The 15,165-nt window shown below is 35.2% G+C and carries 12 protein-coding genes; 3 read left to right on the forward strand and 9 right to left on the reverse strand.

Features of this window, described 5'->3' with window-relative positions; genetic code table 11:
- Nucleotides 1-7: 7 nt before the first annotated feature.
- Complete coding sequence (locus H1A07_RS09200) at nucleotides 8-421, reverse strand: GNAT family N-acetyltransferase (protein WP_057718528.1); 414 nt, start codon at nucleotides 419-421, stop codon at nucleotides 8-10.
- 263 nt (nucleotides 422-684) lie between these two features.
- Here H1A07_RS09200 and H1A07_RS09205 point away from each other — a divergent pair, with 263 nt between their 5' ends.
- From H1A07_RS09205 to H1A07_RS09215, 3 genes are all read left to right on the forward strand, one after another.
- Nucleotides 685-2,028, forward strand: a complete 1,344-nt coding sequence (locus tag H1A07_RS09205) for an MFS transporter (protein WP_210145011.1) — start codon at nucleotides 685-687, stop codon at nucleotides 2,026-2,028.
- 53 nt (nucleotides 2,029-2,081) lie between these two features.
- Nucleotides 2,082-2,480 carry an iron-sulfur cluster biosynthesis family protein gene (locus tag H1A07_RS09210; RefSeq protein ID WP_057718523.1) on the forward strand — a complete coding sequence of 133 codons (399 nt, stop codon included), beginning with the start codon at nucleotides 2,082-2,084 and terminating at the stop codon, nucleotides 2,478-2,480.
- Nucleotides 2,481-2,696: 216 nt separating this feature from the next.
- Nucleotides 2,697-4,562, forward strand: a complete 1,866-nt coding sequence (locus H1A07_RS09215) for an endonuclease MutS2 (protein ID WP_210145012.1) — start codon at nucleotides 2,697-2,699, stop codon at nucleotides 4,560-4,562.
- Between the two features lie 50 nt (nucleotides 4,563-4,612).
- Here the strand turns inward: H1A07_RS09215 and H1A07_RS09220 are convergent, their stop codons facing one another.
- The 8 genes from H1A07_RS09220 to rpmH all read right to left on the reverse strand — a co-directional run bounded on the left by H1A07_RS09220 (nucleotide 4,613) and on the right by rpmH (nucleotide 14,682).
- The gene (locus tag H1A07_RS09220; protein WP_210145013.1) at nucleotides 4,613-6,166 is read right to left on the reverse strand and encodes a ClC family H(+)/Cl(-) exchange transporter; all 1,554 of its coding nucleotides are present in this window, start codon (nucleotides 6,164-6,166) and stop codon (nucleotides 4,613-4,615) included.
- 93 nt (nucleotides 6,167-6,259) lie between these two features.
- Nucleotides 6,260-7,648, reverse strand: a complete 1,389-nt coding sequence (gndA, locus tag H1A07_RS09225; RefSeq protein WP_210145014.1) for an NADP-dependent phosphogluconate dehydrogenase — start codon at nucleotides 7,646-7,648, stop codon at nucleotides 6,260-6,262.
- A gap of 146 nt (nucleotides 7,649-7,794) precedes the next feature.
- A complete protein-coding gene (gene spxB, locus H1A07_RS09230; RefSeq protein ID WP_210145015.1) occupies nucleotides 7,795-9,603 on the reverse strand; it encodes a pyruvate oxidase in 1,809 nt (602 codons plus the stop codon).
- A gap of 246 nt (nucleotides 9,604-9,849) precedes the next feature.
- Entirely contained in the window at nucleotides 9,850-11,745 is a 1,896-nt protein-coding gene (mnmG, locus tag H1A07_RS09235; RefSeq protein ID WP_210145016.1) for a tRNA uridine-5-carboxymethylaminomethyl(34) synthesis enzyme MnmG, read from the reverse strand.
- 8 nt (nucleotides 11,746-11,753) lie between these two features.
- Nucleotides 11,754-13,139 (reverse strand): tRNA uridine-5-carboxymethylaminomethyl(34) synthesis GTPase MnmE, encoded by a 1,386-nt coding sequence (gene mnmE / locus H1A07_RS09240; protein WP_094503107.1) that lies wholly within the window; start codon nucleotides 13,137-13,139, stop codon nucleotides 11,754-11,756.
- A 108-nt stretch (nucleotides 13,140-13,247) separates the two neighbouring features.
- Nucleotides 13,248-14,123 carry a YidC/Oxa1 family membrane protein insertase gene (locus H1A07_RS09245; protein WP_057718511.1) on the reverse strand — a complete coding sequence of 292 codons (876 nt, stop codon included), beginning with the start codon at nucleotides 14,121-14,123 and terminating at the stop codon, nucleotides 13,248-13,250.
- Between the two features lies 1 nt (nucleotide 14,124).
- The gene (gene rnpA, locus H1A07_RS09250) at nucleotides 14,125-14,493 is read right to left on the reverse strand and encodes a ribonuclease P protein component (protein ID WP_057718510.1); all 369 of its coding nucleotides are present in this window, start codon (nucleotides 14,491-14,493) and stop codon (nucleotides 14,125-14,127) included.
- A 48-nt stretch (nucleotides 14,494-14,541) separates the two neighbouring features.
- The gene (gene rpmH, locus H1A07_RS09255; RefSeq protein WP_003648141.1) at nucleotides 14,542-14,682 is read right to left on the reverse strand and encodes a 50S ribosomal protein L34; all 141 of its coding nucleotides are present in this window, start codon (nucleotides 14,680-14,682) and stop codon (nucleotides 14,542-14,544) included.
- Nucleotides 14,683-15,165 lie beyond the last annotated feature (483 nt).

Below are 15,165 nucleotides of genomic sequence, written 5' to 3' on the forward strand. Positions count from 1 at the left end.
ATTAAATTTAATCTAAAATCATTTTTTCTTTAGTCTCTTCTACAAATCCGCGACTCTTATATAACCTTTTTGCTTTGATATTTGAAGGAAAGACTTCTAAAAAAGCTGGACGTTCTAAATAAGGAATTACAGTATCCAATAATTTACCACCAATCCCTTTTCCTTGAAAGTCTTTTAGTACATAAATATAGCCCAGTTCGTTCTCCTTAAAAGCAACAAAACCTACTATCCGATTATTAACCTCAGCTACATAAATTGTTTCTGAAAATAGTTCTCCTTTATATATCGCAACCTCAAGTGGAGCATACAGATCAACTACATTACCTACAATTAATTCCTGCATTCTCGCTTCATCATGTACTTTACATAATTGGACATAGTCCGTATTTTTATATTTTCTAATAATTACTTCTTCTGACATAACTAACCTAAATTCTATATAAAATATCAGGAGAAATAGCTCCTGATTAATGACCAAATTGGCTAGCTTTTCTACGCAATCTCATCTTATTACTACCCTTCTTAATTTTAAGTAATATTAGCATGCCATTAAATAATTGTAAATATCTAATAAAAAATTAACTTAATTTTGCATCAATTTAAAATCTTTGTTAGGGTGGAATGTATACTATAAATTTTTAAGGAGGATTTTTTCGAGTTAATCTAGATGATTTAACTCATGTTATGCTAAAAGAAAATCAAAACAATACCAAGGACGTCAAAGAAAAGAAGAATTATAAAAAAGCTCCCCTCATGTCTATTCACTTACGAGTATTTATTGCAGTAGTATTAGGTCAAATCGCTTGTGGTTTTGCTTTAGGTATATCTGGTACTGCTCTTTCTAATGCAAGTAAATATATTCAAATTAGTGATCTCTGGACTGGATTAATTGGAGCAGGATCTTTAATTGGATTAGCAGGTAGTATCTTAATTGGTCGTTTATCCGATAAGATTGGTAGACGAAAACTATTAATGATTAATATGTATGTTTTAGGCGCCTTATCTTTAACACAGTTATTAATTAATGATTTTCTCTTTCTTTTCATCATCAGAGTACTGATTGGATTAATGATTGCTGTTGACTATACTGTTGGAAATGCCCTTTTAACTGAATGGCTTCCTAAAGGAGAGGACAGCAAAAAACAAAGTCATTTGCTTATTTACTGGACAATTGGATTTATTGCTTCATATATAGCAGGTACTTTCATTACGGACCTTGGTTCACATACTTGGCAAATTATTTTAGCAACTGGTGCTATTCCAGCATTTATTGCAGCTATTTTTAGATCTATTTTTCCTTTACCTGCATCCCCTAGCTGGCTTGCGAGTCGTGGTAAGATCAAAACAGCTAATAAAGTTATTAAAAAGCACATGGGTCGCAAATGGGGAATTTCTAAAAAACTAAAAAAGGCTAAGCCTATCAAAGAAGTTTCATGGACAACATTATTTTCCGGGAAATATTTACGTCGTACTCTAGTCGGTGGTCTCTTTTATGCTTGCCAAGCCTTTGCATTCTTTGGTATCAGTATTTTCCTTCCAATTCTTTTACAAAGTATGCATGTTACCGATCAAAAGATTTCTGGGATTATCTACAATGGTGGTATGTTTATCGGCGTCATTTTAGGAATCTTACTTTTTAACAGAATTAGTCGACGCGCATTCCTTATCAGCAACTTTTTACTTTCAGGTATCCTAATCGGCTTTTTAGCTATTAATAAAAGCCTTAATTCCAATATTCAACTTGCTATCTTTTGTATTTTTGCGATTATCTTATCTTCTGGTTTAGTACTTGATTACTCATACCCAACTGAACTATTCGATATTAAGGTTCGCGGAACCGGAGTTGGAACTTGTATTACTATCAGCAGATTTGGTGCTGCGGCAGGAACCTTTTTACTGCCTATTTTGACTAATCAAGGTGGTGCAAGCTTATCAATGCTAATCTGCGCAATTGTTCTTTTGACTGCCTTTATTATCTGCTTAATTTGGGCACCTGAAACTTCACCAAAATTTAAGCAAAATAATTGATTCTGTTCTACTTTTTTCTAAAATAAAAATAGAAAGAGTTAGGAGAGGGTACTATGGTAAAAATGACAATTAGCCAAGATGCAATCGATTTTCTTAAAAAACGTGGTTATAACAAACATGAAATACTTTTAATTGTTGATGGCGGTGGTGGCGACTACTCAATTGAAGGCGGATCATGTAATATCGGAATGGATTATTCATTAATCTCGCTCGATACAATGAAACACGATCCACGCTACTCAGTAAAAATTGAAAATAATGCTAATTTTGAAATTTATACTTCTGACTATGATTTAGCTTTTTTAGGTGATAACTTGGTTCTAGATATCCACGATACTACCTTACGCCTTCGTAACGATTCTGGCATCTTAACTGGTGCTGTTAAGATTGCTAAGGCAAGCTTTCTTGCCGAGCAAGCTAAAAAAGGTATTATAAGTCAAAAAAATTGTTAATTAATAGTTTTACTCTCAAATATAAATTTGAGAGTTTTTATTTACCCTAATTTATAATGATTTTTTTCTAAAAATGTTATATCATTGAAATCAATAATTTAGAAAAGGACATATTGCTATATGATGCTAATTGTATTTTAGTCTCAAGGGACTAATATACCTTCCCTTGAGAAAACCATATTTAAAATCTATTTTCTTAAGGAGAAAAATAAAAAATTGAATAATACTGACGAAATCGAATTTTCACGTGTACGTAAACTTGTAGCCCACTGTGCCGTTTCACCAGAAGCTAAGGATAAAATTTTAGCTCAGCCCCTTACAACTAGCTTAGTTAAGGCAAATGCATTATTAGACGAAACGGAAGAAATGCTCTGGATTTTAGATCACGGCCTACACATTCCTTTTATTAGTTCAGATGCCTTTACCCCAATTATCAATAAAGTGAAAAAGGGATATATCTTAAATCCCCGCGAACTAGAACAAGTTGCTGACTTTATTAGGGTTACCCGCTTATTAGTACGCTTTTTTGATAAACAAAGAATCAATGCTCCAATTATGGTCAGCTATTGTGATACGTTAACTATTCTAGATAGATTAGAAGAATTAATTTATCAAGATATTGAGCGCGGACAGGTTTCAGACCGAGCAGATAAAGAGCTGACTAAACTACGCCAAAGAAGTGGCAAATTAAATACAACTATCAAAGAAACCCTACAGAAATACTTACAGACAAAAAAGTACCAATCAATGTTGCAAGATTTTCAGATTATTCAAAAAGATAATCACTATACTCTTCCTGTTAGGGCAAGCTTTAAGCATACTTTTGGTGGAAATATTATTGATCAATCTAATAATGGGACAACTGTTTTCATTGAGCCAACTAAGATCCTTCACCTTACCCAAGAAAAAACTAGAGTTGAAAATCAGATTTACTTAATTGAATCTCAAATTTTGGGGAATTTAACAGCTAAAGTCTATAATAAACTACCTAATTTTGAAGCCAATCTTAACGTTATTGTTGATCTAGATTGTATCTTAGCACGCGCAAAATATTCGCATGCTATTGGTGGCAAACGACCAATTTTAAATGAACAAAATGAGCTTCAATTGAATGGAATGAAGCATCCCTTGTTAAGTAACCCCGTTCCTCTATCTCTTAAGTTAGATCCAACTAAACATGGCTTAATTATTACTGGACCGAATGCAGGTGGGAAAACTGTCACACTCAAAACTGTTGGTTTAGCCACTGCAATGACTGAATTTGGTCTCTTCTTACCTAGTACAGCACCGTGTTCTATTCCAATTATGACTGAAATCTATACTTCAATTGGTGATCATCAAGATTTAGATAACTCCCTTTCAACATTTTCTGCTGAAATGAAAAAAATGGCAAAGATTGTTCAAAAAGCTACTCCAAGTAGTCTGATTTTGTTAGATGAACTAGGTAGTGGAACGGATCCCAATGAAGGTGCAGCACTCGCTATTGCTCTTTTACAAACACTACAACTGAAAGGTTGCCTAATCTTAGCGACCACCCACTATAGCGCTATAAAAGATTATTCGACTAAAAATCCTGCTTTTGTTACAGCAGCAATGGATTTTGACTTACAAACACTACATCCCACATATAAACTACTTTTAAATCAAGTGGGTGCTAGTCGGGCTCTCTGGATTGCAGAGAAAAGTGGGATGCCAGAAGACGTATTGTCGGAAGCTAAAGATTTCTTAAATACTGGTATCTTTCCTCTAAGACAAGCTAGTATTAAATTTAAAAATAAACAGAAAAAAATTAAGTCTCTACCTTCTTTTAAAAAAGGTGATCGAATCAAAGTGCCAAAATATCACCAAGAAGTCCTCTTCTACGAGAACTCTGATATAGCTAATCAGATTGTGATTTTCGTTAATAAGGCTTTTGAAACTGTACCCTTAAAAGGAGCAAAATTAGTTCGGAAAGCTGAGGAACTTTATCCTACAGGTTATAATCTCGATTTATTATTTGTTCAAGATTGGCAAGAATATAAATTAAACAGAGATTTAAATCGTGGCTCTAAAAAAGCCTGGAAAAAATTGAAAAACAAATAAATAAAAGACTACAACAAAGATTGTAATAAATCTAAATTGTAGTCTTTTTCTTATCCATCTAATTCAACATCCTGTAGTTTACGGATAGCATCATACGCTGCTGCACGTTGATTATGGTCCACACCTAAAACCAATAAATCTCCCGCCGCAATCACTGTATCACCATGTGGGATAATTTCTTGGCTTCCTCTTCTAATCGTTCTCACTAAAACATTATCGGGCCAAGCAATACTTTTAATCTCTTGATCTACCAATTTGCTATTTTCATAAACTGGAATATCAAGTTCATCCTCTTCTCCAGCAACTGTCTCAGCTTTAGTAGCTGGCATCATTGCATTTGCCAAACTATCATAAATTGGCTTGCCACCTAATACTTGATCAACCAGCAGAGCAATAAATGCCACAACTGCTAATGGCATTAAATGAAGTAGCGATCCAACCATTTCAGTAATTAAAATAATTGCCGTAAACGGTGCTCGAATAATTGCAGCAAAGTAGCCAGCCATTGAGAAAATAACCAAATTAATTACTAAATGAGCTGGCATTAGTCCTAATTGAACCATTAACATACCATAGGCCGCTCCAACCAAAGCTCCCATTGTCAAAATAGGCAGAAAAATGCCACTAGGTAAGCCTGAATCATAAGAAACAATTGAAAAAGCAATTCGCATTACATAGTAAAAAGCAAGCATTCCTACCAATGCCCAGCCTGTTTTTGTAAGCATAGTAGGCATAGATAAAATTAATCGATTACCTGGTCCCGTAATTAATGGCCAATAATACATAATCGGAACTAAAATAGCTAACGGAATTAATCCATGAAGCCATCTTGGTAACCATGTGATTTTCAAATAAACTTTTTTTAATCCAAATAATCCTTTTTTATAAAAATGCCCCAGTAATCCTAAAATAACACCTAAAATAATTAAATGCCAATATAAACCTAAAGGAAAGGCATGTTTATACGGTAAGGCAAGAGCTGGATGAATTCCAAAAAAGTTTGACACCATAAAATTAGCAGCAATAGCACCAACTAAAGCATTCATCCAAACACGAGGAGAGAAATTATGAAAGATTTCTTCTAAAACAAACAAAGCTCCACTAAGTGGTGCACCAAAAGCAGCTGATAAACCACTAGCGGCCCCAGTAGCAAGTAGAACACGTTGATTGTATTTATTCTGCTTTAGTTTTTCTCCAAGTCCTTGACCGATAGAAGAGCCTAGTTGAAGTGATGGTCCCTCCGGACCTAGGAATAAACCAGTCCCGATTACCAAAATACCACCAATAAGTTTTCTCCAAAGAATTTGCCACCACTTAAGTTGTAATTTACCTTGAAGTTGCAGTTTAACTTCTGGAATACCTGATCCACCAACATGAGGATACTGTTTTACAAAGTAACCTGCAATAATTCCAACTGCTGCTAAACCAATTACGATTGCAATAAACCAAGCCGAATTTTTATGAGCTTGCTTAAAGAGATATAACCAAAAAGTAGAAGTCTTTTCAATTCCAAACCTAAACAATCCAACTACTGTTCCTGCAATCAATCCAACAATCAAAGCTTGAAGCATTAACTTAAGATTGCTTTTTTCTTCTTTTCTCATCCTTACCCACATCCCTACTTTTAAATACTGTTCTATTTTAACGCAAAAAGCCACTACTAATGTAGTGACTTTTCAGTTTCATGTGAAACATTATTATTTTTCTTCATACCATTCAGTATGGAAAGTACCCGGACGATCGTTTCTTTGGTAAGTGTGAGCACCAAAGTAATCACGTTGTCCTTGAATAATATTTTGAGGTAAACGTGGGTTAAAGATTGATTCTAAGTAGTTCAAAGCTGCACTAAGAGTTGGTGTTGGTACGCCAGCATCAGCAGCAATTTTCACAATTTCTCTAAGAGCACCAATATTTTCTTTCTTTACCTTATCAAAGAATGGAGCCTTAAATAAGTTTGGTAAATCTTTATCAGAATTGTAGGCAAACTTAATATCATGAAGCATTTGAGAACGAATAATGCAACCAGCTTCCCAGTTTTGAGCAATAGTTGAGTAATGCAAACGCCAGTTATAAGCTTTTGCAGCCATAGTTAATTGTTCAAATCCTTGGCCATATGAAACAGCCATTGCTAAGTATAAAGCTTTTGCAAGTTGATCAACCAAGTCTTTTGGAGCCTTTTCTGGATCAATCTTTGGTTCAGGATCATCTCTTAAAGTTGCTTTTGACATGAAACGTGCAAGAACAGCTTCTGCAATAACAGTAATTGGGGCACCAAGACGAATTGCGTCTTCAAGCATCCAGTTACCAGTTCCCTTATAAGAAGCTTCATTTAAAATATGATCAATAATATGATCATCAGTTAAATCATCTTTTTGCTTCAAAACCTTAGCAGTGATTTCAATTAAATAAGCTTGAAGTGCGCCTTTATCCCAATTCTTAAAAATTTCGCTCATTTCATCATTTGAATAGTGACCAACAGTACGCAAAACATCGTATACTTCAGAAATAACTTGCATAATACCATATTCAATACCGTTGTGAACCATCTTCACATAGTGACCACTTCCAGCTGGTCCAATATAACCAACACAAGGTTGACCAGTAGGTGTTTTTGCGGCCATAGCTTCAAGAATTGGGGATACTTCTTCATAGGCTTTTTCGTCCCCACCTGGCATTAAGGCTGGTCCATTCAAAGCACCTTCTTCACCGCCAGATACACCCATTCCGATAAAGTGAATACCATGCTTTTCCATTTCTTTATAGCGACGATTAGTATCATGAAAATTAGAATTACCACCATCAATCACAATATCGCCCTTATCTAAAAGAGGCAATAATTTTTGTAAAGTTTCATCAACTGGTTTTCCAGCCATAATTTGAACTAAGATTTTACGTGGCTTTTCTAGTGAATTAACAAATTCTTCCCAAGTATAAGTTGGCTTTAAATCTTTATCTTCATATTTTGCTAAAGCATCGACCTCTGGTTTATCAATCGAAAACCCAGAGACAGAGTATCCATGGTTTTTAACGTTTAAGGCAAGGTTTTTACCCATAACGGACAAGCCAATAACCCCAAATTGTTGCATATTTTTGCCTCCACATAATTTAATAAAATTCATTCATCTACTAGTATACTTTTTTATTACAAATTTCGCACAACTTTGCTTACTTTTTATCAAAAAAATAAAGAGTTCAACTATGTGAACTCTTTACTTAATTATTTCCTAGGAAATTAATGACGGGATGCACCTGATGAAGCGTCTTCCTTAGCTTCTACTGCTTCTGGCTCAGTATGTTCAGAAGCACCTGATGCAGCATCAGCTTCAACACCATATTTACCAGCAAAGTAACTAAATGGCTTTAAAGCTTGAGCATCATATTTTTCAACAAATGCTGGATCATCTAAAGTATTTAATTCAGTTGAATATGGCATTTCATGAGTAATCTTACAGTCAATTAAAACTGGACCTTCCATTTGTTGAGCAGCGTTTACTGCATCTTCAAATTCTCTCTTGGTACGAACAGTAAAGCCTTTTACATTCATACCTTCAGCAGACATAGCCCAATCATTATCTGGCAAAATAACCCCTGACAATGGTTGATGCGATTCATCAACTTGTTCAGCTTCAATGTAACCTAAAGTTTCATTTGTAAAGACTACATTGATAACATGCATGTTGTAGCGTGCTTGAGTTAAAAGCTCTTGGTTCATCATTGCAAAACCGCCATCACCAGCTAAGTTCCATACTTCACGGTTTGGATAAATAGTTGCTGCTGCTAAAGAAGCAGGAGCCCCATATCCCATAGTTGCGTATAAACCAGAAGTAGTCCACTTTTGATCATCATGCAAATGCATTAAGCGGTCAAAGTTAATATTTACGTTACCAACATCAACTGCAAATACTGCATCTGAAGCTGCCTTTTTATTAATTACATCAAAGATTGGCTCAACTCTCATCGGCATTTCATCTGAATTGTTAAAGCTTTCAATCCAAGCCTCCCAGTTTTCACGATCAGCAAGCGCTGCCTTATACAATGGAGACTCTGAACGATTTTCGCCCGCTTCAATTAAAGCATGCAAAGTCTTCTTAGAATCTGCTAACATTGGAACAGTTACAGCATGACGTTTGCCTAATCTTTCAGAATTAATATCAATTTGAATTACTTTTGCCTTAGGATTGAAGAAGAAGATAGAGAATGGAGAGTTATTACCTACCCAAACAACTAAATCAGCATGAGTTTGAATATCATTACTTGGTTTAGCACCAACACGACCAATTGAGCCCATATATGCTGGGAACTCGTCTTCAACAATTCCCTTACCCAAGACTGAGGAAACTAAAGGCATCTTGAATTTATTAGAAAATTCCTTTAATTCTGCACTCGCATCTTGCGCACCATGACCGAAGTAAACAATTGGATTTTCAGCATTCTTAATTAATTCAAGTGCCTTATCAAGTTGTTCTTTGCGTGGTGCAGGGAAGTTAGGCACAACTTTGTGAGCTGCCGCATTATTACGGAAGTTGTCTTCAATTTTATCCCAACCAAAGTCCTTAGGTAAGATTAAAACTGCTGGACCTTTTCTTTGGTAAGCTTGACGAATTGCTTCATCCATCAAAACTGGAATAGATTCTGCAGTCTTTGCTTGGTGATTCCAAACCGCAACTGGATCAAACCATGGTTTTTCATCAAAGGCTTGGAAGAAGTCGATATCTTGACGACTAGTTGGAACGTTAGCCACAATTGCAACCATTGGTGTCTTATCATATTTGGCATCATAAAGACCATTCATCAGGTGAACAGCACCTGGGCCAGCAGAACCAAAACAAACTCCAACTTTGCCACTAATCTTATATTCAGCAGAAGCTGCTAAAGCACCAGCTTCTTCATGTCTTACTTCAATAAATTTTATCTTTTCTTTCCAGTTATGAATTGCATTCATTGTTGAGTCAAATGAACCGCCTGGAAAACCGTATATATGATCAATACCCCAATCATATAAGACTTGGAACATTGCATCTGAGCCGCTAATCTTTGTCATAGTATATAAGCATCTCCTTAATGATTTTTCTTACACTTTGATTAAAGCACATTTGTTAACTAATTGAAAGCGTTTGCCAACAGCTCTATATCACTATTTTGATCATTTTTAAAAATAATTACTTCACAAACTTTTTTATCTTTTCTTCTAACTTATTATTCGAATGCACTTTCAAAGTGTGATTAAGTGATCATACTCAACAAAAAAGCAAAAAACTTTTTTAATTTTTTTGCTTTAAGTAAGTATTTATTTTTTGATTTTTGCAATTCTTCCTTGTTGAATATATGCAGTTAAAATCGCTAAGTCGGCTGGATTAACACCTGAGATTCTTTCCGCTTGGGCAATCGATTCAGGACGAATTTTTTCAAATTTTTGACGTGCTTCAGTAGCCAAACTTGGAATCGCATTGTAATCAATATCTACTGGAATCTTCTTTGATTCAAGACGATGCAAACGATCAACTAAAGTCTTTTCTTTCTTAATATAGCCTTCATATTTCAGAGCAATTTCTACTTGTTCTTTTACGTAACGATCAGTAGCTAAAGTTTCTCCACTTAATTTCTCAACTGCATCAAAAGTCACACGGGGACGTTTTAAGAAGTCTGCGCCACTAACGCCAGCATTTAGTCTATCCTGCTTAACACTAGCGAGATAATCTTGAACTTCATCTGTAGGATGAATAGTTACTTTTTTAATAGCTTCCATTGCCTGGGAAATAGCCTTCTTTTTAACTTCAAATTTCGCATAACGTTCTTCTGAAATTAATCCTAAATTATGACCTTTTTCAGTTAAGCGTAGATCTGCGTTATCATGTCTAAGAAGAAGCCGATATTCTGCTCTACTAGTAAGTAGACGATATGGCTCATTTGTTCCTTTAGTTACTAAGTCATCAATTAAAACACCAATATATGCTTCATCACGCTGTAAGGTAAAACCAGGCTTATTTTGAGCACTTAAAGCAGCATTAATTCCAGCAATTAAGCCTTGTCCAGCTGCTTCTTCATAGCCCGATGTTCCGTTCATTTGACCCGCAGTAAAGAGATGCTTAATATTCTTAGTTTCTAAAGTATGCTTTAATTGCCATGGCTCAATTACATCGTATTCAATGGCATATCCTGGACGCATTAATTCAGCTTTCTCTAATCCAGCAACACTGTGAAGCATCTTTAATTGTACTTCTTCTGGCATTGAAGTAGAAAAATCACCAACATAAATTTCTTTAGTATTACGTCCTTCTGGTTCTAAGAAAATTTGATGACGATCCTTATCTGCAAAACGAACTACTTTATCTTCGATTGAAGGACAGTAACGAGGGCCTACACCTTTAATAACGCCCGAAAACATTGGTGCACGATCAAGATTTGCACGAATAATGTCATGAGTTACGGTATTAGTATAAGTCATGTAGCAAGACATCTGATCTTTTAAATAATCGCTATCTTTACTTGTGTAAGAAAAATGTCTTGGTTCCTTATCACCTGGTTCTTCCTGAGTTTTCGAGTAATCAACTGTATTACCATCAACACGTGGAGGAGTTCCAGTCTTAAAGCGACGTAATTTAAAGCCTAACTTTTCAAGATTTTCTGGCAACTTAATCGATGGCAAGGAATTATTAGGACCAGATGAATAGGTTAATTCACCAATAATAATTTTTCCTCTGGCAGCTGTTCCGGTAGTTAACACAACACTCTTAGCGTAATACTTTGCACCAGTATTAGTTATTAAGCCTTTACATACACCATCTTCAACAATTAATTCATCAGCAACAGCCTGACGTAAAGTTAAATTAGGTTCATTTTCAATAGTATCTTTCATATGTTCATGATATTGCCACTTATCAGCTTGAGCACGAAGAGCTCTAACAGCAGGGCCTTTACCAGTATTAAGCATTCTCATTTGAATATAAGTTGCATCGATATTTTTACCCATTTCTCCGCCAAGAGCATCAATTTCGCGAACAACAGTACCTTTTGCTGGTCCTCCAACTGATGGATTACATGGCATAAAAGCCACCATATCCAGATTAATAGTTAAAAGAAGTGTTTTTTTTCCCATTCGCGCTGCTGCTAATGCTGCTTCTACACCAGCATGACCAGCTCCTACGACTATTACGTCATACTCGTTTGATTCGTAAGTCTTCATTATTTATCCTACTTTCCAAGACAGAATTGACTAAATAATTGTGTAATTAATTCATCAGGCGCACTTTCACCAGTAACTTCACCTAAAGTATCCCATGCATTTTTTAAATCAATTTGAACTAAATCTAACGGCATCGCATCATCAATCCCATTTACTACATCTTCTAATGACTGCCTAGCTTTAGCTAAAAGACCAGCCTGTCTTTGATTAGTTACTAAAATTTGGTTTTGAGAATTTTCAATGCCACTAAAGAAAAGTTTTTCAATTGCACTTTCAAGTGCGTCCATATTCTTTTGCTTCAAAATTGAAGTAACGATAATTGGATTATCCGTAATTTTTTCAATCATTTCCCGGGAAATCTTTGTTCCTAGATCTTGCTTATTCAAAATAATAATTCGCTTTTTATTAGCAGTTAAATCCAGAAGTTTTTTATCTTCTTCTGTCAAATATTGACTTGCATCGAGAAGCAAAAGCACTAAATCAGCTTCTGTAATAGCTTTTTTTGAACGTTCTACTCCAATTTTCTCAACCTTATCTTCTGTATGGTGAATACCAGCAGTATCAATCAATTTAAGTGGTACGCCTTTCACAGAAACATATTCTTCTAAAGTATCCCGAGTTGTTCCGGCGATATCAGTTACAATCGCTTTATCATCTTGAGTTAAATAATTTAATAGTGAAGATTTTCCAACATTTGGTCTACCAACAATAGCCGTAGCTAAACCATTACGAATAATTTTTCCTTCTTGAGCAGTCTCAAGTAATTTGTTGATTTGTTTTGAAACTTTTTGGGCTTTCTTTTTCATTTCTTGAGAAGTTAAATCATCCATGTCATATTCTGGATAATCAATATTCACTTCTTCGTGGGCCATCGTATCCAACAATTCTTGACGCATTACTTTAATTTTATCCAATAATCCACCAGCCAATTGAGTCATAGCTACTTGACGAGATTTATCAGTTTTAGCTCTAACAATATCCATTACTGACTCAGCCTGAGTTAAATCAATCCGCCCATTCATAAACGCGCGCTTAGTAAATTCGCCTGGATCAGCCATCCTAGCCCCATTTGCTAAAAGTAGCTGCAAAATATCGTTAGTTACAATCATTCCTCCATGGCAATTTATTTCTACTATGTCTTCCCTAGTAAATGTTTTTGGCGCACGAAGTACACTGACCATCGTTTCATCAATAACTTCTTTTGTTTTAGGATCAATAATGTGTCCATAATGAATTGTATGAGTAGGAACTTTACTCAAATCTGCTCCCTTAAAAAGCTTATTAGCAATCGCTACAGCATCTTCACCAGACAAACGAACAATTGAAATTCCTCCTTCGCCAATAGGAGTAGAAATTGCAGCGATTGTATCAAATTGCGTTAATACTTGTGCCATTTTTTCACCTACATAAATATCTAAATAAAAAAAGTGCCCACTCCACCACTACAACAAATAATGATGGATAAAGCACTTTGACTACTTTATCTTAAAATTAAAGATAATTTATTTTTGTTTTTTACGTCCCAAACGTTTATATGCGCGACGAACTTGGCGCTGACGTTCACGTTCAGCCTTCTTTTGCTCTTCTAATTCACGTTGATACTTGAATGGATTTTGCAAAATAAAAGTCTGAACTACTTGGAATAAGTTTGAAATCACCCAGTAAAGGGAAATTGCAGATTGGATACCAATTGCTGAAACCCCAATAATAAGAGGCATCAAATATGTCATTCCTTTAGTCATTCCATTTTGCGAGGATTGAGGCGTTGACATCTGACTGATGTATGTACTCATAAAAGTAAATACAGCTGCCAAGATAGGCATGATGTAATATGGATCGGGACGTCCCAAATCCATCCACAAAAACCGACCATTCTGCAACTGTGGCGTCCGCCAAATTGCTTGGTACAAAGCATACATAACTGGAAGCTGGATTAGCATTGGTAAACATCCAGTATATGGATTAATACCTGCTTCTTTATACAGCTTACTAGTTTCTTCTTGTAGCTTTTGACGTGACTCAACATCCTTACCAGGATATTTTTTACGCAATGCATCCATCTGTGGTTGCACTTTTTGTTGCTTAGCCATGCTTCTAATAGAAATGGCATTCAATGGTAGCAAAATTACTCTTACTATAATAGTAAAGATAATGATTGCCCAACCATACGAATCATGAACTAAACTTGCAATCCAAAGAATAAATTGGGAAATATAGTAAACAATATACCGATCCCACCAATTGCCACTAGTATGAGAAATAGGAGCAACACTTGATCCATTAGTTGATGCACAACCTGTAACTACTAAAGCTAAGGTAAGCATCCCTAAACCTAATAGAATAAGTTTCCAATTTTTCTTCGACAAATGATTTCTCACTCTACTTTTCCTCAATTTCCGTCTCTTCGTTTGATAAGACTTTAGCTAGCCTTAGCACATGAATAAGATTTTTTTGGGTTCGTACCATATCAAAATCACGTGCATAAGGTCGAGCAATTACTAGAAAGTCTAAATCAGATCTTATCTCAGGCTTAAGGTCCGTCAGTGTAGCACGAATAAACCTTTTTAGGCGATTTCTTGCTACCGCGGTATGACCTACTTTTTTCCCTACAGAAATTCCAACACGAAAATGCTTTTGGTTTTCTTTAGGTAAGGTATAGACAACAAAGCCTCTATTAGCCATTGACTGACCTTCCTTAAAAACTTTTTGAAAGTCTCGTTCAGTTTTTACACGGTAGCTTTTTCTCACTCTGGTTCATCCTTACTTAAATTAAAAAAACCACTGAGCTTCAGTGGCTTAAGCAGATAAGACTTTTCTACCCTTTTTACGGCGTCTTGCTAAAACCTTACGGCCGTTTGCTGTAGCCATACGCTTCATAAAACCGTGAACGCGTGAACGGTGACGCTTCTTAGGTTGGTAAGTTCTCTTAGTTGACATTAATGTTGCACCTCCGTTTTTCAATGCTTAATAAGCACAATTTCTAAGATAGAATAGCATATTTAAACAAAAAAACCAAGTCCTTATCAAAATTTTCCTGAAAAGAAAAGTGTTTTTAAAAGATTTTTCTAGTTTCAATTTGTGGATATCTTTATTTTGTTTTTTCTATCTATTTTTATTAACAGCATAATTCTCAAAGTTATGCACAATTCACACCCTGTTTAGAATATAATAAACACCCTGTGTATAATCTAATAAAAAGATATTCAAACATTGATTTATAGCATAATAAAGTCCCACAAGATACTGTGGATAATTATTTTATGAAATTTTATTTCATGCCCTGGTGGATTTTTATCTTTTTATTTTCCACAGCACTGTGAATATGTTAGTTTCTTTTATTACTTGTGGAAAACTTTTTTAATTCATGCTAAACTTATTTTGACTTATTCTGTGGATAATACAGTATTTGGAGGAATTTTT

Origin of the sequence: Lactobacillus taiwanensis (assembly GCF_017894345.1) — a bacterium.
Lineage (GTDB): Bacteria > Bacillota > Bacilli > Lactobacillales > Lactobacillaceae > Lactobacillus > Lactobacillus taiwanensis.

Excerpts from the sequence above, each read along its gene's own strand:
- mnmE (WP_094503107.1), bottom strand. The coding sequence starts at position 13,139 with ATGGCACAAGTATTAACGCAATTTGATACAATCGCTGCAATTTCTACT.
- H1A07_RS09200 (WP_057718528.1), bottom strand. The coding sequence starts at position 421 with ATGTCAGAAGAAGTAATTATTAGAAAATATAAAAATACGGACTATGTC.
- H1A07_RS09210 (WP_057718523.1), top strand. The coding sequence starts at position 2,082 with ATGGTAAAAATGACAATTAGCCAAGATGCAATCGATTTTCTTAAAAAA.
- spxB (WP_210145015.1), bottom strand. The coding sequence starts at position 9,603 with ATGACAAAGATTAGCGGCTCAGATGCAATGTTCCAAGTCTTATATGAT.
- mnmG (WP_210145016.1), bottom strand. The coding sequence starts at position 11,745 with ATGAAGACTTACGAATCAAACGAGTATGACGTAATAGTCGTAGGAGCT.
- gndA (WP_210145014.1), bottom strand. The coding sequence starts at position 7,648 with ATGCAACAATTTGGGGTTATTGGCTTGTCCGTTATGGGTAAAAACCTT.
- H1A07_RS09220 (WP_210145013.1), bottom strand. The coding sequence starts at position 6,166 with ATGAGAAAAGAAGAAAAAAGCAATCTTAAGTTAATGCTTCAAGCTTTG.
- H1A07_RS09205 (WP_210145011.1), top strand. The coding sequence starts at position 685 with ATGCTAAAAGAAAATCAAAACAATACCAAGGACGTCAAAGAAAAGAAG.
- rpmH (WP_003648141.1), bottom strand. The coding sequence starts at position 14,682 with ATGTCAACTAAGAGAACTTACCAACCTAAGAAGCGTCACCGTTCACGC.